This window comes from Mycobacterium sp. pV006 (genome assembly GCF_041287115.1).
In the GTDB taxonomy this organism is placed as follows: Bacteria; Actinomycetota; Actinomycetes; order Mycobacteriales; family Mycobacteriaceae; genus Mycobacterium.
This window is the reverse complement of record NZ_JBGGKT010000001.1, coordinates 270123-295331: the sequence shown is the minus strand read 5'-3', so window position 1 is coordinate 295331 and position 25209 is coordinate 270123. Positions and strand designations below refer to the sequence as shown.

General features: G+C 69.5%; 23 protein-coding genes and 1 tRNA gene. 14 read left to right on the top strand and 10 right to left on the bottom strand.

The genetic code is table 11. The annotated features are described in order from the left end of the window. Positions 1-6 precede the first annotated feature (6 nt). The 4 genes from ACAG25_RS01440 to ACAG25_RS01425 all read right to left on the bottom strand — a co-directional run bounded on the left by ACAG25_RS01440 (position 7) and on the right by ACAG25_RS01425 (position 5056). On the bottom strand, positions 7-225 hold the full coding sequence (locus ACAG25_RS01440) for a hypothetical protein (RefSeq protein ID WP_370486506.1): 219 nt from the start codon (positions 223-225) through the stop codon (positions 7-9). A 95-nt stretch (positions 226-320) separates the two neighbouring features. Continuing rightward, the gene (locus tag ACAG25_RS01435) at positions 321-2930 is read right to left on the bottom strand and encodes a LuxR C-terminal-related transcriptional regulator (protein ID WP_370486505.1); all 2610 of its coding nucleotides are present in this window, start codon (positions 2928-2930) and stop codon (positions 321-323) included. Positions 2931-2985: 55 nt separating this feature from the next. After that, positions 2986-3519, bottom strand: a complete 534-nt coding sequence (locus ACAG25_RS01430; RefSeq protein WP_370486832.1) for a CAP domain-containing protein — start codon at positions 3517-3519, stop codon at positions 2986-2988. Positions 3520-3532: 13 nt separating this feature from the next. Continuing rightward, positions 3533-5056, bottom strand: a complete 1524-nt coding sequence (locus ACAG25_RS01425) for an amidase (RefSeq protein ID WP_370486504.1) — start codon at positions 5054-5056, stop codon at positions 3533-3535. Positions 5057-5119: 63 nt separating this feature from the next. On the opposite strand from ACAG25_RS01425, the gene recO reads away from it, so the two are divergent. From recO to ACAG25_RS01410, 3 genes are read left to right on the top strand one after another with little or no spacing between them, the layout of a single operon-like run. Continuing rightward, entirely contained in the window at positions 5120-5956 is an 837-nt protein-coding gene (recO, locus tag ACAG25_RS01420) for a DNA repair protein RecO (protein WP_370486503.1), read from the top strand. After that, entirely contained in the window at positions 5895-6785 is an 891-nt protein-coding gene (locus tag ACAG25_RS01415) for a decaprenyl diphosphate synthase (protein WP_370486831.1), read from the top strand. Before recO ends, ACAG25_RS01415 begins: the two co-directional genes overlap by 62 nt. 2 nt (positions 6786-6787) lie before the next feature. Next, entirely contained in the window at positions 6788-7198 is a 411-nt protein-coding gene (locus tag ACAG25_RS01410; RefSeq protein WP_370486502.1) for a hypothetical protein, read from the top strand. Here ACAG25_RS01410 and ACAG25_RS01405 read toward each other — a convergent pair. Beyond that, positions 7187-7585: a Fur family transcriptional regulator gene (locus ACAG25_RS01405; protein ID WP_370486501.1), complete on the bottom strand. Its 399-nt coding sequence runs from the start codon at positions 7583-7585 to the stop codon at positions 7187-7189. The two genes, ACAG25_RS01410 and ACAG25_RS01405, sit on opposite strands and share 12 nt — an antisense overlap. Then, positions 7582-7944, bottom strand: coding sequence for an ArsR/SmtB family transcription factor (locus ACAG25_RS01400; protein ID WP_370486500.1), 363 nt, complete (start codon positions 7942-7944; stop codon positions 7582-7584). Before ACAG25_RS01400 ends, ACAG25_RS01405 begins: the two co-directional genes overlap by 4 nt. Positions 7945-8026: 82 nt before the next feature. Here ACAG25_RS01400 and ACAG25_RS01395 point away from each other — a divergent pair, with 82 nt between their 5' ends. After that, entirely contained in the window at positions 8027-9430 is a 1404-nt protein-coding gene (locus tag ACAG25_RS01395) for a glycine--tRNA ligase (protein ID WP_370486499.1), read from the top strand. Here the strand turns inward: ACAG25_RS01395 and ACAG25_RS01390 are convergent. After that, positions 9427-11430 (bottom strand): TPM domain-containing protein, encoded by a 2004-nt coding sequence (locus tag ACAG25_RS01390; protein WP_370486498.1) that lies wholly within the window; start codon positions 11428-11430, stop codon positions 9427-9429. The genes ACAG25_RS01395 and ACAG25_RS01390 overlap by 4 nt on opposite strands. Before the next feature lie 54 nt (positions 11431-11484). Between ACAG25_RS01390 and ACAG25_RS01385 the strand changes: the two genes are divergently transcribed. From ACAG25_RS01385 to ACAG25_RS01375, 3 genes are all read left to right on the top strand, one after another. Beyond that, the gene (locus ACAG25_RS01385) at positions 11485-12780 is read left to right on the top strand and encodes a deoxyguanosinetriphosphate triphosphohydrolase (RefSeq protein WP_370486497.1); all 1296 of its coding nucleotides are present in this window, start codon (positions 11485-11487) and stop codon (positions 12778-12780) included. 9 nt (positions 12781-12789) lie between these two features. After that, positions 12790-14712 (top strand): DNA primase, encoded by a 1923-nt coding sequence (gene dnaG, locus ACAG25_RS01380; protein WP_370486496.1) that lies wholly within the window; start codon positions 12790-12792, stop codon positions 14710-14712. A gap of 77 nt (positions 14713-14789) precedes the next feature. Further along, the gene (locus tag ACAG25_RS01375; RefSeq protein WP_370486495.1) at positions 14790-15080 is read left to right on the top strand and encodes a hypothetical protein; all 291 of its coding nucleotides are present in this window, start codon (positions 14790-14792) and stop codon (positions 15078-15080) included. A gap of 2 nt (positions 15081-15082) precedes the next feature. Here the strand turns inward: ACAG25_RS01375 and ACAG25_RS01370 are convergent, their stop codons facing one another. After that, a complete protein-coding gene (locus ACAG25_RS01370; protein ID WP_370486494.1) occupies positions 15083-15328 on the bottom strand; it encodes a hypothetical protein in 246 nt (81 codons plus the stop codon). 155 nt (positions 15329-15483) lie between these two features. Between ACAG25_RS01370 and ACAG25_RS01365 the strand changes: the two genes are divergently transcribed. Together ACAG25_RS01365 and ACAG25_RS01360 are read left to right on the top strand one after the other, a co-directional pair. After that, a tRNA-Asn gene (locus ACAG25_RS01365) sits at positions 15484-15556 on the top strand. A gap of 30 nt (positions 15557-15586) precedes the next feature. After that, positions 15587-16057, top strand: coding sequence for an LppP/LprE family lipoprotein (locus tag ACAG25_RS01360; protein WP_370486493.1), 471 nt, complete (start codon positions 15587-15589; stop codon positions 16055-16057). Positions 16058-16060: 3 nt separating this feature from the next. On the opposite strand, the gene ACAG25_RS01355 is transcribed toward ACAG25_RS01360, so the two are convergent. Then, entirely contained in the window at positions 16061-18025 is a 1965-nt protein-coding gene (locus ACAG25_RS01355) for an acyl-CoA dehydrogenase (protein ID WP_370486492.1), read from the bottom strand. 78 nt (positions 18026-18103) lie between these two features. Here ACAG25_RS01355 and ACAG25_RS01350 point away from each other — a divergent pair, with 78 nt between their 5' ends. After that, positions 18104-18865: a VIT1/CCC1 transporter family protein gene (locus ACAG25_RS01350; RefSeq protein ID WP_370486491.1), complete on the top strand. Its 762-nt coding sequence runs from the start codon at positions 18104-18106 to the stop codon at positions 18863-18865. On the opposite strand, the gene ACAG25_RS01345 is transcribed toward ACAG25_RS01350, so the two are convergent. Continuing rightward, positions 18835-19293: a MarR family winged helix-turn-helix transcriptional regulator gene (locus tag ACAG25_RS01345; protein ID WP_370486490.1), complete on the bottom strand. Its 459-nt coding sequence runs from the start codon at positions 19291-19293 to the stop codon at positions 18835-18837. The genes ACAG25_RS01350 and ACAG25_RS01345 overlap by 31 nt on opposite strands. A gap of 104 nt (positions 19294-19397) precedes the next feature. Here ACAG25_RS01345 and ACAG25_RS01340 point away from each other — a divergent pair, with 104 nt between their 5' ends. Genes ACAG25_RS01340 through ACAG25_RS01325 form a run of 4 tightly spaced genes read left to right on the top strand, consistent with a single transcriptional unit; the run spans position 19398 to position 25202 of the window. Continuing rightward, positions 19398-21449, top strand: a complete 2052-nt coding sequence (locus tag ACAG25_RS01340; protein WP_370486489.1) for a DUF2232 domain-containing protein — start codon at positions 19398-19400, stop codon at positions 21447-21449. Continuing rightward, positions 21446-22285 (top strand): CbiQ family ECF transporter T component, encoded by an 840-nt coding sequence (locus ACAG25_RS01335; protein WP_370486488.1) that lies wholly within the window; start codon positions 21446-21448, stop codon positions 22283-22285. The genes ACAG25_RS01340 and ACAG25_RS01335 overlap by 4 nt, the downstream gene beginning before the upstream one ends. Positions 22286-22314: 29 nt before the next feature. Beyond that, positions 22315-23832, top strand: a complete 1518-nt coding sequence (locus ACAG25_RS01330; protein WP_370486487.1) for a TldD/PmbA family protein — start codon at positions 22315-22317, stop codon at positions 23830-23832. Next, positions 23829-25202, top strand: a complete 1374-nt coding sequence (locus tag ACAG25_RS01325) for a metallopeptidase TldD-related protein (protein WP_370486486.1) — start codon at positions 23829-23831, stop codon at positions 25200-25202. The genes ACAG25_RS01330 and ACAG25_RS01325 overlap by 4 nt, the downstream gene beginning before the upstream one ends. The last annotated feature ends 7 nt before the right edge of the window (positions 25203-25209 follow it).

Below are 25209 nucleotides of genomic sequence, written 5' to 3'. Positions count from 1 at the left end.
AGTTGTTCACAACCGGAACATCTCGCGTTGCATGGCGGCGCTTTCCATGAACGCCGACCGCCGCTCCGGGTAGTGCCGGGGCACGCGAGGCGCGTCGTCGTCCACGGTTCGGGTGAATGCGGCGTGCAGGGACAGCGACCACCGGTGCATGGCATCGTGCACGGCAACGAAGTGGTGGTGGGCAATGGTCGGTGTGCCGACCGGATGCATGGACAGAGCGGACATCTCGCGGCCTCCTCGTGGGATATGTTTCGGCTCGATCGTCTCTCCGGCCCACGGGGATCGAAGCAGTAGTCCAGCACTGCAAAACCAAGACCGGTCTACTGTGACCGGGGCCGCAGCACAGCGGCGAGTTCCTCCCGGGTGTTGACCCCGCAACGGGACATCGCACGGTAGATGTGGCTTTCCACCGTGCGCACGGACAACGTCAGGTGCTCGGCGATGCCGCGGTTGGACATCCCACGGCCGAGGAGCAGCACGATTTCGCGTTCCCGGCTGGTCAACGGGACCGGTTCGCGGGTTTGGACCAGGGCCGGTGTGCTGACGCCCCCACAGCGGGCCGCGAGCTCCTCGGCGCGACTGACGCAACTCAGCGCAGATCCGCGTCGGTCCTGCCTGCGGTAGGCGGCGGCGGCGTGTGCGGTGGCGTCGAGTGCCGCGACGAGATCACCGGCGTCCTCGAAACCCTCTGCCACCGAGGCCAATTGCGTGGCATCACCGACACCGAGCGCTTCGGCGAACCGGGCTGCCAGTCCCGCGCGTGCACCCTCGACGATCGTCGTCAGTTCACGCAACCGGGGCGCGCGACGGTCGTCGCCGAACTGGACCGCCAGTTGCAGACACAGCACCTCCACCGCGAACCGTCCGACGCCGCGCGCCCGGTCGGCCGCCGCGAGCAGGAGCGACACGGCAGCCGAGATTCCTCCGCCTGCCGCGCAGATCCAGGCGCGCGCGATGTCGATCTCGTCGTCCAGAGGCCGGAACGGCCGCACCGTCTCGGTCAGGGAGTTCAGCAGGGCAGAGGCGTCGTCGACGGCGCCGCGCATCGCCAGACTCGTCACCCGTGGGATGCCGTAGCGATACCCCCATCCCAGCGCGCGGGCGTCGTCGAGTCCGGCGGCGGCGCGGTCCAGGAGGGTCACCGCCGCCGCGATGTCGCCACGCGCCAGTGCGGCTCGGCCGGCGATCGCGATGCCGAGCGGTTGGGCCACGCCCGGAAGGTCGGCGGCCTGCGCCCGGACTCGTTCGGCGATCCTGCTCGCACCGTCGACGTCCCCGGCCAACCACAGCGCGGCCATGTGGGAGTCGGCGATGTTGAAGCCGACATGCGGGGGCTCGGCCGCCTCCGCGACGGCGCGGTAGCCGGTCTCGGCGGAAGCGACCGCGGCTGAGGTTCGTCCGGCATCGCCGTGGACCGTCGTCATCACCCACGCGGTCTCTGCGCCGGCGGTCGCCGGCAGCGCCTGCAGGTCCGCTGTCTCCCAGAGGGTGACCTCTGCGGGTCGGTTCGTCGCGAAGCTGTGCACCGCGAGGAACGCGTCGAGGCAGCCGCGGTGGGGCGGCGGCACCTCCGGCGCAGCGGCGTCGACGAGGGACTTGGCCCGCGCGGGATCGCCCAGCGCCCACAGCGCGTTGCTGGAACGCAGAAACACCAGCCGGGCCCGTGGGGCGGGGTCCAACGAGTCGAGGTCGAGGGCGGCGAGTGTGGCGTCGGCATCCTCACCCCGGCCGAGCCACGAAAGAACGTGCGCGTGAACGAAGTTCGCCTCCACCCCGGCTCCCGCGGCGATGGCGGCATGGGCCAGCCGGGCCGCCAGCTCGAGGTCGGCCAGTCCGACCGCGCCGTGTGCCGCTTCGAGCATCAGCTGCGGTTCGATCGGCAGATCGGACTCGAGGATCAGCGCGGCGCGTCGCACCAACACGTGGATCTCGTTGCTGTTGCTGGCCGCGGCCAGTGCCTGTGCGACCGCGCTGCGCAGCCGACGCAGCGTGGTCGTCGGCGAGCGACGGCGACGCACCTCGCCGTAGATGGGGTGCGCCAGGTACACCTGTGGGTCGGCGTTGTCTCCGGTCACTGCGATCCAGCCGCGGGTTTCGGCGTCCTCGACGGCGGCCTGTCCGGCGATGGGCTCGAGCACCGACAGTGCCAGCGGTTCCGCGACGGCCAGGACGTCCAGCACAGCCGCCACATCCGCGGTTTGATCGCTCAGTCGGGTCTCGATGAGGGCGACCAGGCTGGGAGGCAACACCGGGTCTGCGGTCCAGCACCACCGTCCGTGTTGTTCGACGATCCGCCCCTGGTCGACCTCCTGTTCGAGGATGGTTCTGAGGTACAGCGCATTGCCCCGGGTCAGGTGCCACAGCCGGTCGGCCGTGTCGGCTGCCACGGCGCCGCCCAGGACTGCCGCGGACAGTTCCGCGGTCGCGTCGCGCGGCAAGGGTTCCAGCCGCAGGTTGTCGAACCTGCCGAGCTTCCAGATGTCTTGCAGTGCAGCGGGTATCGGCGCATCGTCCAACACGGTGAAGACGAGTGTCGCGGCGCGGCGCAGCGCGATCTGGTGCAGGACGAACATCGACAGCTCATCGAGCAGGTGCGCGTCGTCGACCAACAGGAGTACGCGGGCCCCTCGCGGTGCGGCGCACAGCGACGCGGTCACGGCGCGCACCGACGAGAGGGTGTCCGAGGCCTGCGGCGAAGCCCACGGGGCAAGTGCGCCGAGCGGGACGGTGCGCGCCGACGACGTGCCGACCGCCAGGCGGGTGAGGAATCCCCGCGCGTCGGCGGTGGTGCGGATCTCGCTCAGCAACCGACTCTTGCCGACGCCGGCCGAGCCGGACAGCACGACCCCGGACACGCCGGGGTTCGAGAGTGCGGCCTCAAGGCGCCGCAACTCGTCGGTGCGACCGATCAGCGGCCACGAGAACCGCACGGGACGAGCTTAGAAGCGCGAGCCGCCGCGGGGGAGGAGTTCGGGAACGAGGGTGTCAGCCCGGCGGCCGGCCGAATTCCCGGCCGGGGACCTGCACCGGCGGCGCGGAGTCACCCTTGCCGTAGACCGCGACCACCACGGTGCGGTCGATGAGGTTCTCCGACCACACACCGATGTCGATGTTGGAACAGTCGGACATGATCGCGTAGTAGTCCGGCCGGTGGTACCACCGGTTGATCAGTTCGATGCCGCTGATCGCCAGCGCCGGGTTGACGGCGACCGTCTCGGCGACCTCCCCGTCGTAACCGGCCTTGCGGGCGCGGTCGGTCACCGTGGAACCGTCGGACCCGATGTCGCCGTCGAGCGCCCGGTTGTGCAGGACGTCGTTGGTGTGCCACTGGGCCGCCAGGCGCAGCTTCGGGTTGATCTTGATATCGGTCTCGCAGCCGTTCTGGTGCTGCACCGTGTACACGTTGACCACGACGCTCTCGTTGAGACGGCGGTTGTCGGCATGGGCGCTCGGCGCGGTGGCGACGACAGCGCCGAGGAGCACGGCGGCAGGTACCAGACGCGCGGTTTTGCTGGCGATCACAGCGGGGAGGTTACGCGACCTCGTCTCTGGCCGAGGGCGGAGCACTCGAATCGGCGAGCGAGGGCGGAGCACTCGAACTCGCGATGCTCGGTGCTTGCCGGTCGTCCCACCACGGGTCGGGGTGATGGCGTGCCCAGCCGTTGATCGCCTCCAGCGCCGCGGCCAGCGAAACCAGCAGCGGTTCGCTCTCGGCCGGGCCCATCAGCTGCACCCCGATCGGCAGACCGTCGGAGGTGAAGCCGGCCGGCACGTTGATCGACGGCCAGCCCAGCAGGTTCCACGGCCACGTCGCGGGACAGGCGCGGATCATCGTCCGGTCGGTTGCCAGCCCGCCGAGCCGGTCGAACGTCTCGACCTTCGGTGGCGGCAGCGCGGTGGTCGGGGCCAGCACGACGTCGGCGATGTTGAAGATCCATCCCATGCGGCGTGCGGTCTTGCTCTCGTGGGCGCGGGCCTTGCGCAGCACGTGCTGGGAGAGCAGTCGTCCGGTGCGCGCATTCGCCCGGGTGCGCGGGTCCCAGCGGACGCTCGCACCCATCCGGTCCATCCACTCCGGGATCCCCGACGTCGACCGGGACAGGAAGTTCCACGACATGCGCAGGTGATAGTCGGGGTCGGCGTGGATGACGGTGTGGCCGAGCTGCTCGAGCTGGCCGGCGACCTCGTGCAGTGCGGCCCGGATCTCCGGATGCAGCGTGGTGCGGAAGACGCTGTAGGCGAACTTCGTCGACAGCGCGATCCGCAGCGGACCGGGCGCGCGGGAGACGTAGTCGGAGACCGTCACCGGCTCGGGCCGATGCAGATCGCCGGGCACGTTGCCCGACGCCGCGTCGAGAACCAGCGCCGCATCGGTGACCGTGCGCGCCAGCACCCCGTTGACGGTGATCCCGTTGAACGCCTCGGGCAGCGGCCAGGTCGAGATCCGGCCGCGCTGGGGCTTGATGCCCACCAGATGCGTCCACGCCGCCGGGATCCGGACGCTGCCCGCGCCGTCGGAGCCGATCGCCGCGGCCACCAGGCCGGCGGCGACCGCGGCCGCGCTGCCGCCGGAGGACCCGCCTGGGGTGTGGTCGGAGGACCACGGGTTGCGCGTGTGTCCGAAACCGGGGCCGCTGGTGAACGGCCACTGGCCGAGCTCGCACGTGTTGGTCTTGCCGACGATCACCGCCCCGGCTGCGCGCAGGCGACGCACCACCTCCGCGTCGGCCGCCGCCGGCGCCGGATCGGCGTCGGTGCCGAAGCGGGTCGGCACCCCGGCGACGTCGACGTCGTCCTTGACCGCGATCGGAACACCCAGCAGGGGCAGGCGGGACAGATCCCCACCGGCCTGGCGTCGCCGGTCGGCCGCTGCGGCGTCGGCCAGCGCCGACTCGGTGAGGACCACCCGGAACGCGTTGAGGCTGGGCTGGCTCGCCTCGATCGCGTCGAGCGACCGGCGGACCAGCTCCACCGAGGTGGTGGTGCCGGCGGCGAGAGCGAACAGCTGATTGCCCAACGTGGGGAATCGGGAACGAAGGGCACGTTTTTCGACCATCACCTACGAGGGTATCGGCGCTGCGCCACCGAAATCGTCCCCCCACAGTGGGAGACTGGACCGATGCGTCTGTATCGGGACCGAGCGGTGGTGCTGCGCCAGCACAAGCTCGGGGAAGCCGACCGGATCGTGAGCCTGTTGACCCGCGATCACGGTCTGGTGCGGGCTGTCGCCAAGGGGGTGCGACGGACCCGCAGCAAGTTCGGGGCGCGGCTGGAGCCGTTCGCGCACATCGACGTTCAGCTGCACCCCGGCCGCAATCTCGACATCGTCACGCAGGTGGCCGCCATCGACGCGTTCGCCGCCGACATCGTCAGCGACTACGGCCGGTACACCTGTGCGTGCGCCATGCTCGAGACCGCCGAACGGCTCGCGGGGGAGGAACGGGCCCCGGCCCCTGCGCTGCACCGGCTCACCGTTGCGGCCCTACGCGCGATCGCCGACGGCAGCCGGCCCCGGGAACTCGTCCTCGACGCCTATCTGCTGCGGGCGATGGGCGTGGCGGGCTGGGCGCCGGCGTTGACCGAATGCGCGCGGTGCGCCACCCCGGGCCCGCACCGGGCCTTCCACGTCGGCGCCGGTGGCAGCGTCTGCGTGCACTGCCGACCGTCCGGGTCGGTGACCCCGCCCCAACCCGTGCTGGAACTGATGGCCGCGCTCTACGAAGGGGATTGGGAACATGCGGAGACCACCACGGGATCCCATCGCAGCCAGGCCAGCGGGCTGATCGCCGCACACCTGCAGTGGCACCTCGAACGCAAGCTGCGAACACTGCCGCTCGTGGAACGGGTGCAACGAAACGGTGACCAGCCCATCAGGCAGGATGATGCGCATGGCAATGGAACGGACTGGGCGGCGGAGGGGCCGGGCCGGCTACCCACAGCTGCCCCCGGCGCCTGACGACTACCCGACCTTCCCGGACAAGTCCACCTGGCCTGTCGTCTTCCCGGAAATCCCGGCCGGCACCAACGGCAGGTTTGCCCGGCCACCGCAGCACACCTCCAAAGCGGCGGCACCGCAGATCCCCGCCGACCAGGTGCCCAACCACGTCGCCGTCGTCATGGACGGCAACGGCCGGTGGGCCACGCAGCGGGGTCTGCACCGCACCGAAGGCCACAAGATGGGCGAGGCCGTGCTCATCGACATCACGTGCGGCGCCATCGAGATCGGGATCAAACACCTGACGGTGTACGCGTTCTCCACCGAGAACTGGAAGCGCAGCACCGAAGAGGTGCGGTTCCTGATGGGCTTCAACCGTGAGGTGGTGCGCCGCCGCCGGGAGAACCTCAACGACATGGGTGTGCGGATGCGCTGGGTCGGGTCACGGCCACGGATGTGGCGCAGCGTGATCAAGGAGTTCGACATCGCCGAGCAGATGACCGTCGGCAACGACGTCATCACCATCAACTACTGCGTGAACTACGGCGGACGCACCGAGATCGTCGAGGCTGCGCGCCAACTCGCGCAGCAGGCCGTCGACGGCAAGATCAACCCGTCCCGCATCAGCGAGGCGGCGTTCGCCAAGCACCTGCACCGCGCCGACATCCCTGATGTCGACCTGTTCATCCGGACCTCGGGCGAGCAGCGGGCCAGCAACTTCCTGCTGTGGCAGGCGGCGTACGCCGAGTACGTGTTCCAGGACAAGCTGTGGCCCGACTACGACCGCCGCGACCTGTGGGCCGCGTGCGAGGAGTACGTCCACCGCAACCGACGCTTCGGAAGGGCCTGACCGTGCCGAACCTGCCGCAGCGTCTGTCGAACATCCTCGGCGAGATCCTGCCCGTGACCGAGGAGGACGACGGCGCGCTGACGGTCAAGCACGACGACACCTTCGCGTCGCTGCGCGTGGTCGCCGTCGCACCCAACCTCGATCTGGTGTCGCTGACGCAGGTGCTGGCCTGGGACCTACCGCTGAACACCAAGACCCGCACCACGGTGTCGCAGTACACGCAGGACACCCTGCTGGGCACGGTGAGTCTGGTGGAGAAGGTCGGAGCCGCCAAGAACGGGTCGAAGAAGCTCGGTGACGTCCTGCTGCGGTACAACTTCCCGGCCGCCGGCCTCAGCGACGATGCGTTGCGCACGCTGCTGCTGATGGTCCTGGCCACCGGTTCGGATGTGCGTCGCGCGTTAGTCGGCTGACCGACCGCACCGGGCGCAGAGCCCGAAGATCTCGATGGTGTGGGTGACGTCGGAGAAGCCGTGTTCACGTGCGGCCTCGGTGGCCCACGTCTCGACCGGTCCGCCACTGATCTCCACGGTGGCCCCGCAGGCCCGGCACACCAGGTGATGGTGATGGTGCTCCGAACAGCGCCGGTACACCGACTCGCCGGTGTCGGTACGCAACGTGTCGACCGCGCCGCTGGCAGCCATCTGCTGCAGCGTGCGGTACACCGTGGTCAGACCGATGACCTCACCGCGTCGACGCAGTTCGTCGTGCAGTTCCTGCGCCGAGCGGAAGTCGTCGAGCTTCTCCAGCAGGGCGGCGATCGCGGCGCGCTGACGGGTGGCGCGCACGGCGCCGGTCACGGCGGGTCCTCCGCCGAGTGCGTCACCGCGGCGACCACGATGTCGGCGAGATGCTGGTCGGCCAGCCGGTAGAGCACTTCCCGTCCGGAGCGTTCGCCTTCCACCACGCCTGCGGCTTTGAGGATGCGCAGATGCTGGCTGACCAGTGGCTGGGGGACGTCGAGTGCGTCGACCAGCTCGTGCACGCAGCGTGCGTGTTCGCGCAGCTGCAGCACGATCGAGATGCGGACCGGGGCGGCCAGCGCCCGCAGCAGGTCGCCGGCGGTGTCGAGTACCGCGCGGGGCGGCAGCTCCGGCGCGGGAGAGTCGCTGTGGGCGTGGGCCTCCGGCGTCTCCGTCGAACTGGAAACGATTTTCATTAAAGACCACGATACATGCGTAACCGTGCATGTCCAGCCGGCGATCTGGGTCACGTCGGTGCGCTCGCTACGCTGTTGAGCCGTGGCTCCGTCTTCGATCATCGACACCGTTGCGAACCTGGCCAAGCGTCGTGGGCTGGTCTTCCAGTCCGGCGAGATCTACGGCGGCACGAAATCGGCCTGGGACTACGGACCACTGGGCGTCGAGCTCAAGGAGAACATCAAGCGGCAGTGGTGGCGCTCGGTCGTCACCGCGCGCGACGACGTCGTGGGCCTGGACTCGGCGATCATCCTGCCCCGGCAGGTGTGGGTCGCATCCGGTCACGTCGACGTCTTCAACGACCCGCTGGTGGAATGCCTGAACTGCCACAAGCGCCACCGGCAGGACCACATGCAGGAGGCGTTCGCGGAGAAGAAGAGCACGCGCGACACCACCGTGGATCCGGACACCGTGCCGATGACCGAGATCACCTGCCCGGACTGCGGCACCAAGGGCCAGTGGACCGAGCCGCGCGACTTCAACATGATGCTCAAGACCTACCTCGGGCCCATCGAGTCCGAGGAAGGCCTGCACTATCTGCGCCCCGAGACCGCGCAGGGCATCTTCGTCAACTTCGCCAACGTCGTCACCACCGCGCGCAAGAAGCCGCCGTTCGGGATCGGGCAGATCGGCAAGAGCTTCCGCAACGAGATCACCCCGGGCAACTTCATCTTCCGCACCCGCGAGTTCGAGCAGATGGAGATGGAGTTCTTCGTCGAGCCGTCCACGGCGCCCGAGTGGCACCAGTACTGGATCGACACCCGCCTGCAGTGGTACGTCGATCTGGGCATCGACCGCGACAACCTGCGGCTCTACGAGCATCCGCTGGAGAAGCTGTCGCACTACTCGGCCGGCACCACCGACATCGAGTACAAGTTCGGCTTCGCCGGCAACCCGTGGGGTGAGCTGGAAGGTATCGCCAACCGCACCAACTTCGACTTGTCCACGCACGCAGAGCATTCCGGTGTCGACCTGTCGTTCTACGACCAGGCCAACGACACCCGCTACGTGCCGTACGTGATCGAGCCCGCAGCCGGGCTGACCCGTTCGTTGATGGCGTTCCTCGTCGACGCCTACACCGAGGACGAGGCCCCCAACGCCAAGGGCGGCGTCGACAAGCGCACCGTGCTCAAGCTCGACCCGCGACTGGCCCCGGTCAAGGCCGCGGCGCTGCCGTTGAGCCGCCACGCTGACCTGTCCCCGAAGGCCCGTGACCTGGCCGCCGAACTGCGCCAGAACTGGAACGTGGAGTTCGACGACGCCGGCGCCATCGGACGGCGCTACCGGCGCCAGGACGAGATCGGCACGCCGTACTGCGTCACCGTGGACTTCGACTCGCTCGAAGACCAGGCGGTGACCATCCGCGAGCGCGACGCGATGACCCAGGAGCGGGTGGCGATCGACCAGGTCTCCGACTACCTCGCCGTCCGTCTGAAGGGCTGCTAGAAGCGGCCGCCGCCACCGCCGAGGCCGCCCCCGCCTCCGCCGCCGAAGCCACCCCCGCCGAATCCACCACCGAAGCCGCCGCCACCGAACCCGCCGCGCAACGCACCTGAGAGCACGTTGCCCAGGATGATGCCGCCGATCACCGCGCCCATCTGTCCTCCGCCGCCCCCGCCGCCGTAGGGCCCGCTGAAGTGACGCTGCGCGGCAGTGACGTCCGCGTTGGCCAGGGACTGCGCTTGGCCCGCGAGCATGGCGGCCCCGTTGGCGTGCGCGACGGCCTCGTTGAGGTTGGTCTCCCGCTTGTCCCGGGCGGCCTGGAGTTGTCGTACCGCCTCGGCGAGCCGGGTGCGCGCCTCCGGGCCGACGACACCACGGCGGGTGTCGATGTAATCCGAGACCGCGCGCACCCGGGACTGCGCCGTGAACAGCGCCTGGTCGTAGGTCCGCGTCAACCGCTCGCGCGCCTCGCGTTCCTGCGCGACGTCGGCGAGCAGCCGGTCGAGTTCCGCGTCGGCCTCGGTCAGACGCGTGAACGCGCCGAGCGGATCGCTGCGGCCCTCGGTCTGCGCGTGTGCCACCGCCTCCACCGCGGCGTCGCGGGCGGCCGAGAGTTCGGTGGCCACCGCGAGCCGGCCCTGGGCGAGCTGGGTGCCTGCCTGCTCGATGCCGCGCTGCGCATCGGCGATGGCCGCGGGCAGACCGCTCATCGCGCGGTTGATGTCGGTGGCGGCACTGTCCACGGCGTCGAGCAGGGTGCGGGCCTGCCCGAGCGCGGCCTCGGCGGCGTGGATCGCATCGACCAGGCCGGTCTGGCTACCGGCCGGGCGCGCGACGAGCTCGCGGCCGGTGTCGATGTTGCGCTCGGCGAACGCCAGCCGCTCCCGGACCTCGTCGATGTTGTCCGACACCGAGCTCAGCGCCGACGCGGAGAACTGGTCGTGCAGTCCGGCGAGGGTCTGTGCGGCGGGATCCAGACGGGCGGTCAGATCGATCATCTGCTGAGTGAGTTTGTCGAGTCGGCTCGGCGCGTTGATCACCAGGTCGCGCAGCTCGGCGAACGCGTCGCGCTGGGCTTCCAACTCGCGGTCGGCCTCGGCCGCGGACACGATCACTCGGGTCAGCAGGTCGCGGCGCTGTCGAGGTGTCTCGGGCACCGCGTCGTCGAGGACGTGGCGCACGTTGAGCGCCTGGGCCAGTGTGGCTTTCGCGTTGTCGACCGCGCGGGAGAACGCTGCGGTGTCGCGTTCGCCGAACTCGTCGACGGCCAGCGCCAATTCGCTTTCGCTGGTACGCACTTCATTGTCGACCTCGACGACGATCTGCCGGGACAGGTCGTCGAGGGCGTCGAGGGAGACCGCGGCCAACGCGTTCGGGTCGGACGGGTCGACACGTTGCGCGGCCGCGAACTCCGCCGCGCGGCGCTTCTTCCGGCGGCGTCGCTGCCACAGCATCAGTGCCACCACGCCGACGCCGATCAGTCCCAGGGCCACCAGCACACCGGTCCAGCCGATCGTGCTGTCGGAGCTCGATTCGGCGGCCAGTCCGTCGGCGGCGGCCACCGCCGCGCCCGCCCAGTCGCCGTCGCGCAGGCGAGGTTCGATCTCGTCGGTGCGGATCGCGTCGATGTGGACGCCGCGCAACGCCTCGCGTCCGGCCAGGAACGCATACGCGCGGTCCACGGTGGCCACCGCCAGGATCGCGTCGCGGCCGCGGAGATCGCTGCGCCGGTAGGTCGATTCCGCCCAGCCCTGGGCGCTCTGGCCGGAGAAGGTGTCGACGTAGACCACCCACAGGCGGACGCGCTGCTTTTGGTAGAGCCGGTCGACGGCCTGCGCCACGGCGCCACGGCCGGCCGGGTCGAGCGCGTTCGCGTTGTCGGTGACGTATCCGGCCAGCCGCATCGGGGGCGCGGCGGCCGCGCCGGGAGCCAGCAGGGCCGGGCCGGTCAGCAGGGTGGTCAGAAACACGCCCAGCAGGGCGAGCATTCGCGTTGCGCGCATAGTCGCCAATGTAATGCGCGGATACCGATCGGCGTGCTGGCAGACTGTGGGGCGGTGAGCCCCCAACTGCAGCACAGCTACGACGCGTTCGACCGCGAACGCCTGGTCGCCGAACCGGCGAAGAGCGCCGCTCTGCCCGGCACCGACGCCGAGCACCGCTCGGACTTCGCGCGCGACCGCGCCCGCGTGTTGCACTGCGCCGCGCTGCGTCGGCTCGCGGACAAGACCCAGGTGGTCGGGCCCCGCGAAGGCGAGACGCCACGGACCCGGCTGACCCATTCTCTGGAGGTCGCCCAGATCGGCCGCGGCATGGCGGTGGAGTTGGGCTGCGACCCCGACCTCGTCGACCTGGCCGGGCTGGCCCACGACATCGGTCACCCGCCCTACGGGCACAACGGGGAACGCGCACTCGACGAGATCGCCAAGGCCTTCGGCGGTTTCGAGGGCAACGCCCAGAACTTCCGGATCCTGACCCGGCTGGAACCCAAAGTCCTTGACCCGCATGGCCGCAGCGCGGGCCTGAATCTGACCCGGGCCTCGCTGGATGCGGTGACGAAGTACCCGTGGGCGCGGATGGGGGAGCGCCGCAAGTTCGGGTTCTACGGCGGGTTCTCCAGCGACGACATGGCCGCCGCGGACTGGGTGCGGGCCGGGGCACCCGCGGAGCGGCCGTGTCTGGAGGCGCAGGTGATGGACTGGGCCGACGACGTCGCCTACTCGGTGCACGACGTCGAGGACGGCGTGATCTCCGGTCGCATCGACCTGCGGGTCCTGGCCGACGACGACGCCGCGTCCGCGCTGGCCCGCCTGGGTGCGCAGTCGTTCAGCTCGTTGACCCCCGACGAGTTGGCGGCCGCCGCCAAGCGGCTCTCGGAGGTCCCCGTGGTCGCCGCGGTGGGCAGGTTCGACGGCACGTTGAAAGCGTCGGTGGCGCTCAAGACCCTGACCAGCGAACTGGTGGGACGCTTCGCCAACGCCGCGGTGACCGCCACCCGCGAGGTCGCCGGACCCGGGCCGCTGCGCCGGTTCGTCGCCGACCTCGAAGTGCCGACGCTGGTGCGCGCGGAGGTGGCGGTGCTCAAGACCCTTGCCCTGCAGTTCATCATGTCCGATCACCGGCACCTGCAGATCCAGGCCGATCAGCGCACCCGCGTCCACGAGGTGGCGCTGGCGCTGTGGGGGCAGGCCCCGGGCAGCCTGGATCCGCAGTTCGCCGCGGAGTTCGACGCCGCCTCCGACGACGGCGCACGGTTGCGGGTGGTCGTCGACCAGCTGGCCAGCTACACCGAGGGCCGGTTGGAGCGCGTGCACGAGGCCCGTTCGCCGCGACCCCTTGTCGCTGACCTCTAGACTGACGCGGTGGCCGGGCGGATTCCAGATCGCGACATCGCCGCTATCCGCGAGCGAGTCAACATCGAGGACCTCGTCGGCGACTACGTCCAGCTGCGCCGCGCGGGCGCCGACTCACTGAAGGGCCTGTGCCCCTTCCACGATGAGAAGTCACCGTCGTTCCACGTGCGCCCCAACCACGGCCACTTCCACTGCTTCGGCTGCGGCGAGGGCGGCGACGTCTACGCGTTCCTGCAAAAGATCGAGCACGTCAACTTCGTCGAAGCGGTCGAGTTGCTCGCCGACCGCGTCGGCTACACCGTCACCTACACCGGCGGCTCGACCACCAACGTGCAACGCGACCGCGGCAGCCGCAGCAGGCTGCTGGCCGCCAACTCCGCGGCCGCGGAGTTCTACGCCGAGGCGTTGCAGAGCGCCGAGGCGGCGCCGGCGCGCCAGTACCTGCTCGACCGCAATTTCGATGCCGCCGCCGCCACGCGCTTCGGATGCGGATTCGCGCCGTCGGGCTGGGACACCCTGACCAAGCACCTGTTGCGCAAGGGATTTGAGTTCAAGGAGCTCGAGGCGGCCGGCCTTTCGCGGGAGGGGCGGCGCGGACCGATGGACCGGTTCCACCGGCGGCTGCTGTGGCCGATCCGAGCCGGGGGCGGCGAGGTCATCGGTTTCGGGGCGCGGCGGATCTTCGACGACGACCCGATGGAAGCCAAGTACGTCAACACACCCGAGACCGTGCTGTACAAGAAGTCCTCGGTGCTGTTCGGGCTGGACCTGGCCAAGCGCGACATCGCCAAAGGCCATCGCGCGGTCGTCGTCGAGGGCTACACCGACGTCATGGCCATGCATCTGGCCGGCGAGACCACCGCGGTGGCGTCGTGCGGCACCGCGTTCGGCGACTCGCACCTGGCGTTGCTGCGGCGCCTGATGATGGACGACAACTGGTACCGCGGTGAACTGATCTTCGTCTTCGACGGTGACGCCGCCGGACAAGCCGCTGCGCTCAAGGCCTTCGACGGCGATCAGCAGGTCGCCGGAAAATCGTTCGTGGCGATCGCCGCCGACGGGATGGACCCGTGCGATCTGCGGCTGAAATCCGGCGACGGCGCCCTGCGCGACCTGGTGGCCCGCCGGATCCCGATGTTCGAGTTCGCGATCCGCAGCCTGATCCCCAGCGGCGACGTCCTGGACAACGACCCGTCGGCACAGGTCGACGCGCTGCGGCGGTGCGTCCCCCTGGTGGCGCGGATCCGCGACTACGCCCTGCGCGACGAGTACGCGCGGCGCCTGGCCGGCTGGACCGGATGGCGCGACGAGGCTCAGGTGCTCACCCGGGTGCGCGAAGAGGCCACCCGGCGCGGGATGCCGGACCGGTCACGTCGCCGTGCCGAGGCCCGGCCGCAGGCGGTGCGCGGCAACCCCGCGCCCGCTGCCGCGCCGGCGCGCCCGGATCCCGCCGATCCCACGTTGTGGCCGCAGCGCGAAGCGCTGAAGTCGGCGCTGCAGTATCCGGCGCTGGCCGGCCCGGTGTTCGACTCGCTGGCCGCCGAGAGCTTCACCCATCCCGGCTACGCCGCGGTGCGGGCGGCGATCGAGGCCGCGGGCGGCACCGCGTCGGGAATGAGTGGGGCCCAGTGGATCGAGGCGGTGCGCTCGCAGCTGCCGTCCCCGGAGGCAGCGACCTTGGTCAACGAGCTCAGCGTCGAGGCGATCAACGCCGAGGACGAGCAGCTTCCCCGCTACATCGGGGGCGTGCTGGCGCGTCTGCAGGAAGTGTGGATCGGCCGGCAGATCGCCGAGGTCAAATCGAAGCTGCAAAGGATGTCGCCCGTGGAGCAGGGCGACGAGTACCACGCCCTGTTCGGCGACCTCGTGGCCATGGAGGCCTACCGGCGCAGCCTGCTGGAGCAGGCCAGCGGCAACGACATGACTGCATGATGTCGCGGGCGGCGTTACAGTTGAGGCCGTTCGAGCGATACATCGTTCGTCGGGGAGAAAACGGGCAGGAGATACTGGTGCACAACTTCCGGGTCAACGGAACCCGGCTGATCGCCGGGGCGTTCGCCGCCGCGGTCGTCGCGGTCCCGCTTTATGCCTCCCTGAACAGCAACGATGCCGCCGAGGTCACCGCCGGGCCCAAGTGCCTGGCGTGGTTCGGCAACGTCGAGGACGGGCACTGCCTGTCCTATTCCAACGGCAGCGGCGCCACGATCGGCACCCCGGGCATCGGCATCGGCAACGGCGGCCTGTACGTCCAGACTCCTCCGCTGCTGCCCGGCACCACCATCCAGCGCGGCATCGGCTAGCGCTAGCGCGTCTCCCCGATCTCCGGCTCCAGCACCTCGGTGCCGGGGTCGATCGGTGTCAGTTTCACCAGTGCCGGGTCCGGCGACACGCGCTCGGCGATCTTGCGTCGGCCGGCGTCGATCATGGCCTTGGTGGCCGGGCTGGCGGTCACCGCCCGGTAGGTGCCTGCGATCTGCTCATAGCGCTGTCTGCCGGCCTTGGTTCCCAGCACGTAGCCGACAGCCAGCACGGCGACATACCCGATCACAGGGCTCCCTCCTGACGGGATAGGTGACGTACGTTCGGTGTCCATCCTGCCTCACACCACGCGCTGCGCGCCGCGTCGGGAGCGCATTGGCACCGGCGTACCGACGTAGGTTAGAGTGCTCTCTGGCTCGCGGCGCAGTGCTCGCGAGAGGGCAATCCCCTGTAGCTCAATTGGCAGAGCATTCGGCTGTTAACCGAAGGGTTGCTGGTTCGAGTCCAGCCGGGGGAGCACATGTTCGAGGCCCGTATCTTTGGCGGTATGGCGAAACCCGGTCCGCTTGCGGCGCTGGCCATCACAGCACTTCTCTCCGCTTCCTGCGGCTGGAGCCCGTCGGGCCCGGCGCCGACGAGTACGGCGGCCTGCGGGCCCGGCCCCGCGCCCCAGACGATCGAGGCCGAGACCGCGGCGCTGCCGCCCGGTCAGTGGCGCGAGACCGCCCGCGGCAACACCCCTGACTGCGAACTGAACTGGGTGGTCGTCACCGACGGGCAGGCGCACGACGCACCCCAGCAGGTGCTGTTCTTCGCGGGCGAGAACCCCGTCGGCTCGCCGACCCCCGAGCCACGTCCCTACATCAACGTGATCGCCCAGGGCAACCACCACGCGCAGGTGCAGTACCAGTGGCGCCAGGGTCAGGACGCGCCGTGCTGTCCCACAGGCATCGGCAGCATCAGCGTCACCCTCGAGGAGGGTCGCTTGACGGTGCTGGACCCGATCCCGGGTCCGTGAACCTCATATGACGCCCGCGCTGGTGGCGTCCTGCGGGGTGTGCTCATCCGCGTCGGGGATGTTCTCCGGGTGCAACATCTCGGCGTACCGCAGTTGCTCGGGGATGCCGAAGCCGTCGACGAGCAGTTCGGCGTAGGGTCGCAGCCGCCGGCAGCGGTCGTTGATGCCGCGGGTGACCGCCTTCGCGCGCTCGGTGGACAGGAAGCGGTGCTCGACGAACCACGCCTTGTCCTCTTCGATGACCGACAGCGCGTACAGGTCGCACACCATCCCAAGGATCTCCCGGGCTTCCTCGTCCTCGCAGGCATCGATGCCGGCGACGAACGCTTCCAGGACGATGCGTTCGATGTGGGCCTGCGCGGTGTGCAGCACGTGGTCCTGCACCGAGTTGAACGCGTCGAAAGCGCTCATCTCCTTGGACTTGGCCTGCAGTCGCCGCGCCACCGAGGCAAGCATGTACTCCTCGCGGTCCTCGAGCATCTGGACCTGGGTGCCGCGGTTGAAGAGGCTGCCCTCCTCCTCGTTGTCCTGCCGCGAATCGAGGATGGTCTGCATGATCGTTTGCGCCGCAGTGCGTTTCAGCACCCGCTCGCCGGCGAAGTTCGCCGCGAACCGCACCCATTCGACCGGGCTCATGCCTTTGATGTCGTCGGCGTAGGAAGTCAGGAGTTCCTTGGCCACCAGCTGCGTCAGCACATGGTTGTCGCCCTCGAACGTGGTGAACACGTCGGTGTCGGCCTTCAGTGCGATCAGCCGATTCTCGGCCATGTATCCCGCCCCACCGCACGCTTCGCGGGCCTCCTGGATCGCGCGGGTGGCATGCCAGGTGTTGGCGGCCTTCAATCCGGCCGCGCGGGACTCGAGTTCGCGTTGTTCCTCGGGGTCGGGGTCGTCGGCGGTCTGCAGTTCGTGGCATTTCGCCACGAGTTCGTTTTGCGCGAACTGCAACGCGTAGGACCGCGCGATCAGCGGCAGCAACCGGCGCTGATGCACCAGGTAGTCCATGATGAGAACTTCTTCACCGGTCTCCGGATTGTCGAACTGTCTGCGCTGCAACGCGTATCGGGTCGCGATGTCCAGGGCCACGCGGGCGGCCGCGCCGGCGCTCCCGCCGACGGTGACGCGCCCGCGGATCAACGTGCCCAGCATCGTGAAGAAGCGGCGACCGGGGTTCTCGATGGGGGAGCTGTAGGTGCCGTCGGGGGAGACGTCGGCGTACTTGTTGAGTAGGTTCTCCCGCGGGACGCGCACGTTGTCGAACTGGATGCGGCCGTTGTCCACGCCGGGCAGACCGCCCTTGTAGTGGCAGTCCGAGGTGGTCACCCCGGGCAGGTCGTTGCCCTCGTCGTCACGGATCGGGACCACGAAGCAGTGCACGCCGTGGCCCTCGCCGTCGGGGGTGATCAGCTGCGCGAACACCGCGGCCACCCGCGCGGTTTCGGCCGCACCGCCGATGTAGTCCTTGCGGGACGTCGGCGTGGGGGAGTCGATGACGAACTCCTGGGTCTGTGGGTCGTAGGTCGCCGTCGTCTCCAGCGACTGCACATCGCTGCCGTGCCCGGTCTCGGTCATCGCGAAGCAGCCGAGCAATTCGAGGTTGATGATCTTCGGGACGTAGGCCTCGTGGTGGCGTTCGGTGCCGAGGTTCTCGATGGCGCCGCCGAACAGCCCCCACTGCACACCGGCCTTGACCATCAGCGACAGGTCGCTCATGGCGAGCATCTCGATCTGGGTGACCGCCGAACCGACGTCCCCGTTGCCGCCGTGTTCCTTCTTGAACCCGTCCTCTGCCGCGCCCCGCTCGGCCATGATCCGCATCTGCTCGGCGACCTTCGTCCGCGCGATGACGGTGTTGGGCGTGTAGTGCGGGCGAAAGACGTCGTGGGCGAGTTCCTCACGCATCTTGTTCTTCACGTCGCGGAAGCGTCCGTCCAGCGAATTGCGGAGATGCTCGGCAGTCGTGGTCATGTCCGAACCGTAGCCCGCTGACCGCCCCGACAAACTGTGATGTCACAAACCAAGGTCATCCTTGCTAGCCAAGGGATCATGAGCTGGCCGAAGATGGTCGACATGCCGGAATTCGCAAAGTTCCCGAAGTCGCCGACCGGTCTGCCGCACGTGCCCAACCACCGGCATTCGGACGTGACCGGGGGGTGGCTGCGTGCTGCGACCTTCGGCGCGATGGACGGTCTGGTGAGCAACACCGCGCTGATCGCGGGCGTGGCCGCAGCCGCGGATGCCGACACCGTGGTGATCAGTGGGGTCTCGGGTCTGTTGGCGGGGGCGTTCTCGATGGCGTTGGGCGAGTTCACCTCGGTGACCACGGCCAACGAGCAGATCGATTCCGAGGTGGTGGTCGAGAAGCGGTCGTTCAAGCGCGACCCCGACGCCGAGGAAGCCGAGCTCAGATCGATGTTCACCGACATGGGCGTCTCGCCGGAGACCGCGACCAAAGCGGCCGAGGAGATTCATCAGGACGTCGACCGTGCGGTCAACTTCCACCTGGTGCAGGAACTCGGGATCGACCCGGAGGAGAAACCGTCGCCGTGGGTGGCGGCAGGGTCGTCGTTCGCGATGTTCGCCGTCGGGGCGGTGATCCCGCTGATCCCGTATCTGCTGGGCTATGCCTCGCTGTGGGCCGGGTTGGCGTTCGGCGGAGTGGGTCTGCTCCTGGTCGGCGGAGTGGCCGCGACCTTCACCCGCCGTTCACCGGTGCTCGGCGGACTCCGTCAGCTGGCATTGGGCACGGCCGCGATCGCGGTGACCTATCTGGTCGGTTATCTGATAGGCGGCGCGGTCTCGGGTTGATCGACGCCGGCGGTGGCGTCGTCGATCAGGCGACGCATGACGTCCACGGCCCTGGCCAGACAGGCGCGCTCGTCGTCGTCGAGGCGCTCCAGATGCGGGTCGATGACCGCCCCCCGGTCGACGCGTGCCTGCTGCAGCGCCGTCACCCCTGCCGGGGTGATGCGGATCAGCACCGCCCGGGCATCCTGGGGGTCGGGTGTGCGCGAGACCAGTCCGGCGTCCTCGAGACGACGGACCTGGGTGGTCATGGTCGGCTGGGAACAGTGGTCCAGCGCCGCGAGGTCGGAGATCCGGGCCTCGCCCTGGTCCTCGATCGTCGAGAGCAGTCGCGCCTGTGCGAACGGTAGCGAGATGCGCACCCGTTGGTTGGTCAGCCGGTTGAGGCGGGCGACGACGGACAGCAGGTCGGCGCCGAGGGTGGACGACATGTCCCCATATTTACATAGATAACCTATGCAATCAATCCGGGTGCGTGGTGGCGCTCACATCATGCGCCGACGGTCGGCGCCCAGGCAACTGGCAGAATCGTGAAATGACCTCGGCCGGCCCGGCGACAGCCTCGCGACGGACCGGTTCTCTTCAACCGGTCGAGCTCGCCCAAGCCGCGGTGATGGCTGCCCTGTGTGCGGCCATCGCGATCATCGCCGTCGTCGTCCCGTTCGCGGCGGGGCTGTCGTTTCTCGGAACGGTGCCGATGGCGCTGCTCGCCTACCGCTATCGCCTGCGCGTCCTGATCACGGCCATGGTGGCCGGCGGGCTGATCGCCTTCCTGATCGCCGGCATGGGCGGCTTCATGACCGTGGTCAACTGTTCCTACATCGGCGGGCTGACCGGCGTGGTCAAGCGCCGCGGCCGGGGCACCCCGACGGTGTTCGCGGCAGCGCTGGTCGCCGGTGCCGTCTTCGGCGCCGTGATAGTGGTGGCGCTGACCGTGCTGAGTCGGCTGCGGCATCTGATCTTCGTCACGGTGTCGGCCAACGTCGACGGAGTGGCGGCGGTGCTCACCCGGGTGCCGGGCATGGAAGGCACCGCCGAGCGGCTCAGTCGTGATTTCGCGACGATGCTGACCTACTGGCCGCTGCTGTTCTTCGCCGCCGGCATCTTCTCGATCACCTCGGTCAGCCTGATCGGCTGGTGGGCACTGTCGCGGGTGATGTCGCGCCTCGCCGGTGTCCCCGACGTGCACAAGCTCGACCCGCCGCAGGAGGGCGACGAGGTCGCGCCGGTGCCGCTGACCCTGCATGACGTGAGTTTCCGTTACCCCAACGCCTCCGACGACGCCCTCGGGCCGGTGTCGCTGAGCGTGGAACCCGGCGAACACGTCGCCGTGACGGGCGCCAACGGTTCGGGCAAGACGACGCTGATGCTCGTTTTGGCCGGACGGGAGCCGAGCAGCGGCACCGTGACCCGCCCCGGCTCGGTCGGATTGGGCAAACAGGGCGGCACCGCGGTGGTGATGCAGCACCCCGAAAGTCAGGTCCTGGGCACCCGCGTCGCCGACGACATCGTGTGGGGACTGCCCCCGGGCGCCACCATCGACGTCGACGGCCTGCTCGCCGAGGTCGGCCTGGATGGTCTCGGTGAACGCGACACCGGCGGCTTGTCCGGCGGTGAGTTGCAGCGCTTGGCGGTGGCCGGCGCGCTGGCCCGCGACCCCGCCCTCCTCATCGCGGACGAGGTGACCAGCATGGTCGATCAGGACGGGCGGGAGGCGTTGATGTCGGTGCTGTCCGGGTTGACGAACCGGCACCGCACCGCGCTGATCCACATCACCCACTACAACAACGAAGCCGATGCCGCCGACCGCACCGTCCATCTGTCGGGCAACGGTTCCCTGTCCGACTCCGATCCGGGTCTGGTGGAGACCGCCGAGGCGCCGCCCGCGGCAGCGGTCCCCGAAACCCCGCGCGGTGCACCGGTGTTGGAGCTCAACGGCGTCGGCCACGAGTACGGCGAGGGAACGCCGTGGGCCAAGGCGGCACTGAGCGACATCGACTTCGCGGTGCACGAAGGTGACGGGGTGCTCATCCACGGCCTCAACGGCTCGGGCAAGTCGACGCTGGCCTGGATCATGGCCGGCCTGACCGAGCCGACGGTGGGCACCTGTCTGCTCGACGGTGCGCCGGTGTCCGAACAGGTCGGAGCGGTCGCCATCTCGTTCCAGGCCGCGCGGCTGCAGTTGATGCGCAGCCGCGTCGACCACGAAATCGCCTCCAGCGCCGGATTTTCCCGGCACGACCGGGCCCGCGTGGAGAAGGCGTTGGCCACAGTCGGATTGGACTCCTCGCTGGCGACCCGACGCATCGACCAACTCAGCGGCGGCCAGATGCGCAGGGTGGTGCTGGCCGGCCTGCTGGCCCGGTCGCCGCGGGCGTTGATCCTCGACGAGCCGCTGGCCGGACTGGACGCCGATTCCCAGGAAGGCCTGGTCCGCCTACTCCAGGATCTGCGACGACGCAATCGGCTCACCATCATCGTCATCTCGCACGACTTCGCCGGACTGGAAAACCTCTGTCCGCGCACCCTGCACATCCGCGACGGCCGCCTGGCTCCGGCCTCCGCCCCCGCCGGAGGACTGTCATGACCGCGCCGCGGAAGCAGCGACGGGAGGTCGTGCTGCTGCGCCCGGTACCGGGACGCAGCGTCATCCACGATCTGTGGGCGGGCTCCAAACTGCTCATCGTCGCCGGCATCGGCATCCTGCTGACGTTCTATCCCGGATGGGTGCCCATCGCCGCGGTCGCGTTGCTGATCGCGTTGGCGGCCATCCTGGCGCGGATTCCCCGCGGCGTGCTGCCGACCGTCCCGCGGTGGTTGTGGTTCCTGTTGCTGCTGGGCGCGGTGACCGCCTCGTTCGCCGGCGGTGATCCCATGATCGCCCTCGGCACAGTCGAGTTGGGGCTGGGTGGTCTGCTGAACTTCCTGCGGATCACCGCTCTGTCGATCGTGTTGCTCGGTCTGGGAGCGATGGTGTCGTGGACGACGAACGTCGCCGAGGTGGCGCCGGCCGTTGCCGTGCTGGGCCGTCCCTTGCGGCCGCTGCGCATCCCGGTTGACGACTGGGCGGTGACGCTGGCGTTGGCGCTGCGCGCCTTCCCGATGCTGATCGACGAGTTCCGGGTGCTCTACGCCGCCCGCAGCCTCCGTCCGGCCGAGGTCGACAAGGACGGACGTGCCCGCTGGCGGCGCTGGGCCGGCGAGATGATCGACCTGCTCGCCGCGGCGGTCACCGTCGCCCTGCGCCGCGCCGACGAGATGGGTGACGCGATCACCGCCCGCGGTGGAGCCGGCCAGATCTCGGCGGCGCCGTCACGGCCGCACAGGCGGGACTGGGTCGCGTTCGCCGTCGTCACCGTCGTGTGCGGCGTCGCGCTGGCGCTCGAGCTGACCATCCTGGGCACCAGCAGCACGCGCGGCTGAGCCGACCCCGAGCCGTTACGGTGGGGTGCGTGAACGCCCCCCGCGTCGTCGACGCCGACTTCCTGGCTCTGCCGCGCAGTGCGCTGGCCGACGCCGCGCTGACCGCCGCCCGCGCCGCCGGAGCTGAGTACGCCGATCTGCGCGTGCACGCCATCACCACCGACAGCGTGCATTTGCGCGACGGTGCGCTGGAGAACGCGGTGGTCGACTACGAGATCGGCCTGTCGGTACGGGTGATCGTCGATGGCGCGTGGGGTTTCGCCTCACACGCCGAGCTGGGCACCGCCGCAGCGGCCGACACCGCCCGGCGCGCGGTACGCGTCGCGCGGACCCTGGCCGCGTTGAACGCCGAACGCATCGAGCTGGCGCCGGAACCGGTCTACCGCGACGCGGTCTGGGTGTCGGACTACCGGATCGACCCGTTCACCATCTCGGGCCGCGACAAGATCGCGGTGCTGGAGGACTACTCCTCTCGGCTGTTGGCCTCCGACGGCGTGGACCACGTCACCGCCGCCGTGCAGGCGGTCAAGGAACAGACCTTCTACGCCGATTCTTTCGGGTCTTCCATCACTCAGCAGCGGGTGCGCGTCCAACCGTCCTTACAGGCGGTGACCGTCGACTCCGCGGCCGGCTCGTTCGAGACCATGCGCACGCTGGCGCCGCCGACGGGCCGGGGCTGGGAAGCCGTCGTGGACCACCAGGTGTGGGACTGGAACAGCGAACTCGCCGAACTGCCGTCGTTACTGGCCGAGAAGGCCAAGGCGCCCAGCGTGGTCGCGGGTCCCACCGATCTCGTGATCGACCCGACCAACCTGTGGCTGACCATCCACGAATCCATCGGACACGCCACCGAGTACGACCGCGCCATCGGTTACGAGGCGGCCTACGCCGGGACGTCGTTCGCCACCCCGGACAAACTCGGCACCATGCGTTACGGGTCGGAGGTGATGAACGTGACCGCCGACCGCACCGTCGAACACGGCCTGGCCACCGTCGGTTTCGACGACGAGGGTGTGGCGGCCCAGAGTTGGGACCTGGTCCGCGATGGGGTCTTCGTCGGCTACCAGCTCGACCGGGTTTTCGCGCCGCGGCTGGGCGAGAGCCGCTCCAACGGCTGCTCCTACGCCGACTCCGCGCATCACGTCCCGATCCAGCGGATGGCCAACGTGTCGTTGCAGCCGGTGCGCGAGGACATCAGCACCGACGACCTGATCGCCAGGGTTGCCGACGGCATCTATGTCGTGGGAGACAAGAGCTGGTCGATCGATATGCAGCGCTACAACTTCCAGTTCACCGGGCAGCGGTTCTACCTGATCCGCGACGGCAAGCTCGACGGCCAGGTACGCGACGTCGCCTACCAGGCCACCACGACCGATTTCTGGGGCGCGCTGGAAGCGGTGGGCGGCCCGTCCACCTGGCGGCTCGGTGGCGCCTTCAACTGCGGCAAGGCCCAACCCGGTCAGGTGGCCCCGGTCAGCCACGGTTGCCCCTCGGCACTGTTCCGCGGTGTCAACGTGCTCAACACCCGAGAAGAGAGCGGTCGATGATCGGCGCACAGCAGGTGGTGGAACTCGCGCTGGCCGAAGCACGTCGGCGCGGGCAGGCCGACGAGACCATCGTCCTGGTCACCGACCGGGTCGATGCATCACTGCGGTGGGCCAACAACACCATGACCACCAACGGCGAGACCACCAGCCGGGTGATCACGGTGATCTCGATCGTGCGCTCCGGCGACACCGCACAGGTGGGGTCGGTGCGGTCCAGCGCGGCCGACCCGGCCGTGATCGCCGACCTGGTCGCGACCTCCCAGCGTGCGGCGGCAGCGGCGACCCCGGCGCAGGACGCGGCGCCCCCACTTCCGGGAGGCGACGCCCCACCGGACTGGGACGCCCCGATCCCGCGGACCGGGGTGGATGCCTTCCTCGGGGTCGCCGACGGTCTGACGCGCGGATTCCGCGGTGACGCGACGCTTTTCGGCTATGCGCGCCACGTACTGGAGACGACGTTCCTCGCCACCTCGAGTGGGCTGCGGCGACGATACACCCAGCCCACCGGCTCGGTGGAGATCAACGCCAAGCGTGGCGGTGCGAGCGCATGGGCTGGGTTGAACACACCCGACTTCGCCTCGGTGTCAACGGATTCGATGCTCGAGGAGCTGACCACCAGGTTGTCCTGGGCGCACCGTAGGGTCGAGCTTCCCGCCGGCCGCTACGAGACGATCATGCCGCCCTCGACGGTGGCCGACATGATGATCTACCTGTCGTGGTCCATGGGCGGTCGCGGCGCGCAGGAAGGCCGCACGGCGTTCTCCGCGCCGGGGGGCGGCACCAGGGTGGGGGAGAAGCTGACCTCGTTGCCGCTGACGATGTTCTCCGATCCGGTGGCCCCGGGCCTGGAGTGCCTGCCGTTCGTGGCGGTCGCGACCTCCTCGGACCAGACGTCGGTGTTCGACAACGGCATGGACATCGGGCGGGTGGACTGGATCCGTGACGGCGTCATCAACGCGCTGTCGTATCCCCGCGCGGCCGCAGCGGAGTTCGGCCGGCCGGTCGCGGTGGGCGCCGACAACCTTGTGATGACCGGCGGCTCCGCGTCGGTGGCCGACATGGTCGCCACCACCGAACGCGGCCTGCTGCTGACCACGCTGTGGTACATGCGTGAGGTCGATCCGTCGGTGTTGTTGATGACCGGGTTGACCCGCGACGGGGTGTACCTGGTCGAGGACGGCGAGGTGACCGCGGCGGTCAACAACTTCCGCTTCAACGAGAGCCCCTTGGACCTGCTGCGCCGCGCGACCGAGGCCGGAGTCAGTGAGATCACCCTGCCGCGGGAGTGGGGCGACTGGGCCACCCGTGCGCAGATGCCGACGCTGCGGATTCCCGACTTTCACATGTCCTCGGTCAGCCAGGCGCAATAATCGCTGT

Bases quoted from the DNA above. Each gene is read 5' to 3' on its own strand.
- ACAG25_RS01440 (WP_370486506.1), bottom strand. From the start codon at position 225: ATGTCCGCTCTGTCCATGCATCCGGTCGGCACACCGACCATTGCCCAC.
- ACAG25_RS01425 (WP_370486504.1), bottom strand. From the start codon at position 5,056: ATGGTCGAAAAACGTGCCCTTCGTTCCCGATTCCCCACGTTGGGCAAT.
- recO (WP_370486503.1), top strand. From the start codon at position 5,120: ATGCGTCTGTATCGGGACCGAGCGGTGGTGCTGCGCCAGCACAAGCTC.
- ACAG25_RS01415 (WP_370486831.1), top strand. From the start codon at position 5,895: ATGGAACGGACTGGGCGGCGGAGGGGCCGGGCCGGCTACCCACAGCTG.
- ACAG25_RS01400 (WP_370486500.1), bottom strand. From the start codon at position 7,944: ATGAAAATCGTTTCCAGTTCGACGGAGACGCCGGAGGCCCACGCCCAC.
- ACAG25_RS01390 (WP_370486498.1), bottom strand. From the start codon at position 11,430: ATGCGCGCAACGCGAATGCTCGCCCTGCTGGGCGTGTTTCTGACCACC.
- ACAG25_RS01360 (WP_370486493.1), top strand. From the start codon at position 15,587: ATGGCGAAACCCGGTCCGCTTGCGGCGCTGGCCATCACAGCACTTCTC.
- ACAG25_RS01355 (WP_370486492.1), bottom strand. From the start codon at position 18,025: ATGACCACGACTGCCGAGCATCTCCGCAATTCGCTGGACGGACGCTTC.
- ACAG25_RS01350 (WP_370486491.1), top strand. From the start codon at position 18,104: ATGAGCTGGCCGAAGATGGTCGACATGCCGGAATTCGCAAAGTTCCCG.
- ACAG25_RS01345 (WP_370486490.1), bottom strand. From the start codon at position 19,293: ATGTCGTCCACCCTCGGCGCCGACCTGCTGTCCGTCGTCGCCCGCCTC.
- ACAG25_RS01340 (WP_370486489.1), top strand. From the start codon at position 19,398: ATGACCTCGGCCGGCCCGGCGACAGCCTCGCGACGGACCGGTTCTCTT.
- ACAG25_RS01335 (WP_370486488.1), top strand. From the start codon at position 21,446: ATGACCGCGCCGCGGAAGCAGCGACGGGAGGTCGTGCTGCTGCGCCCG.
- ACAG25_RS01325 (WP_370486486.1), top strand. From the start codon at position 23,829: ATGATCGGCGCACAGCAGGTGGTGGAACTCGCGCTGGCCGAAGCACGT.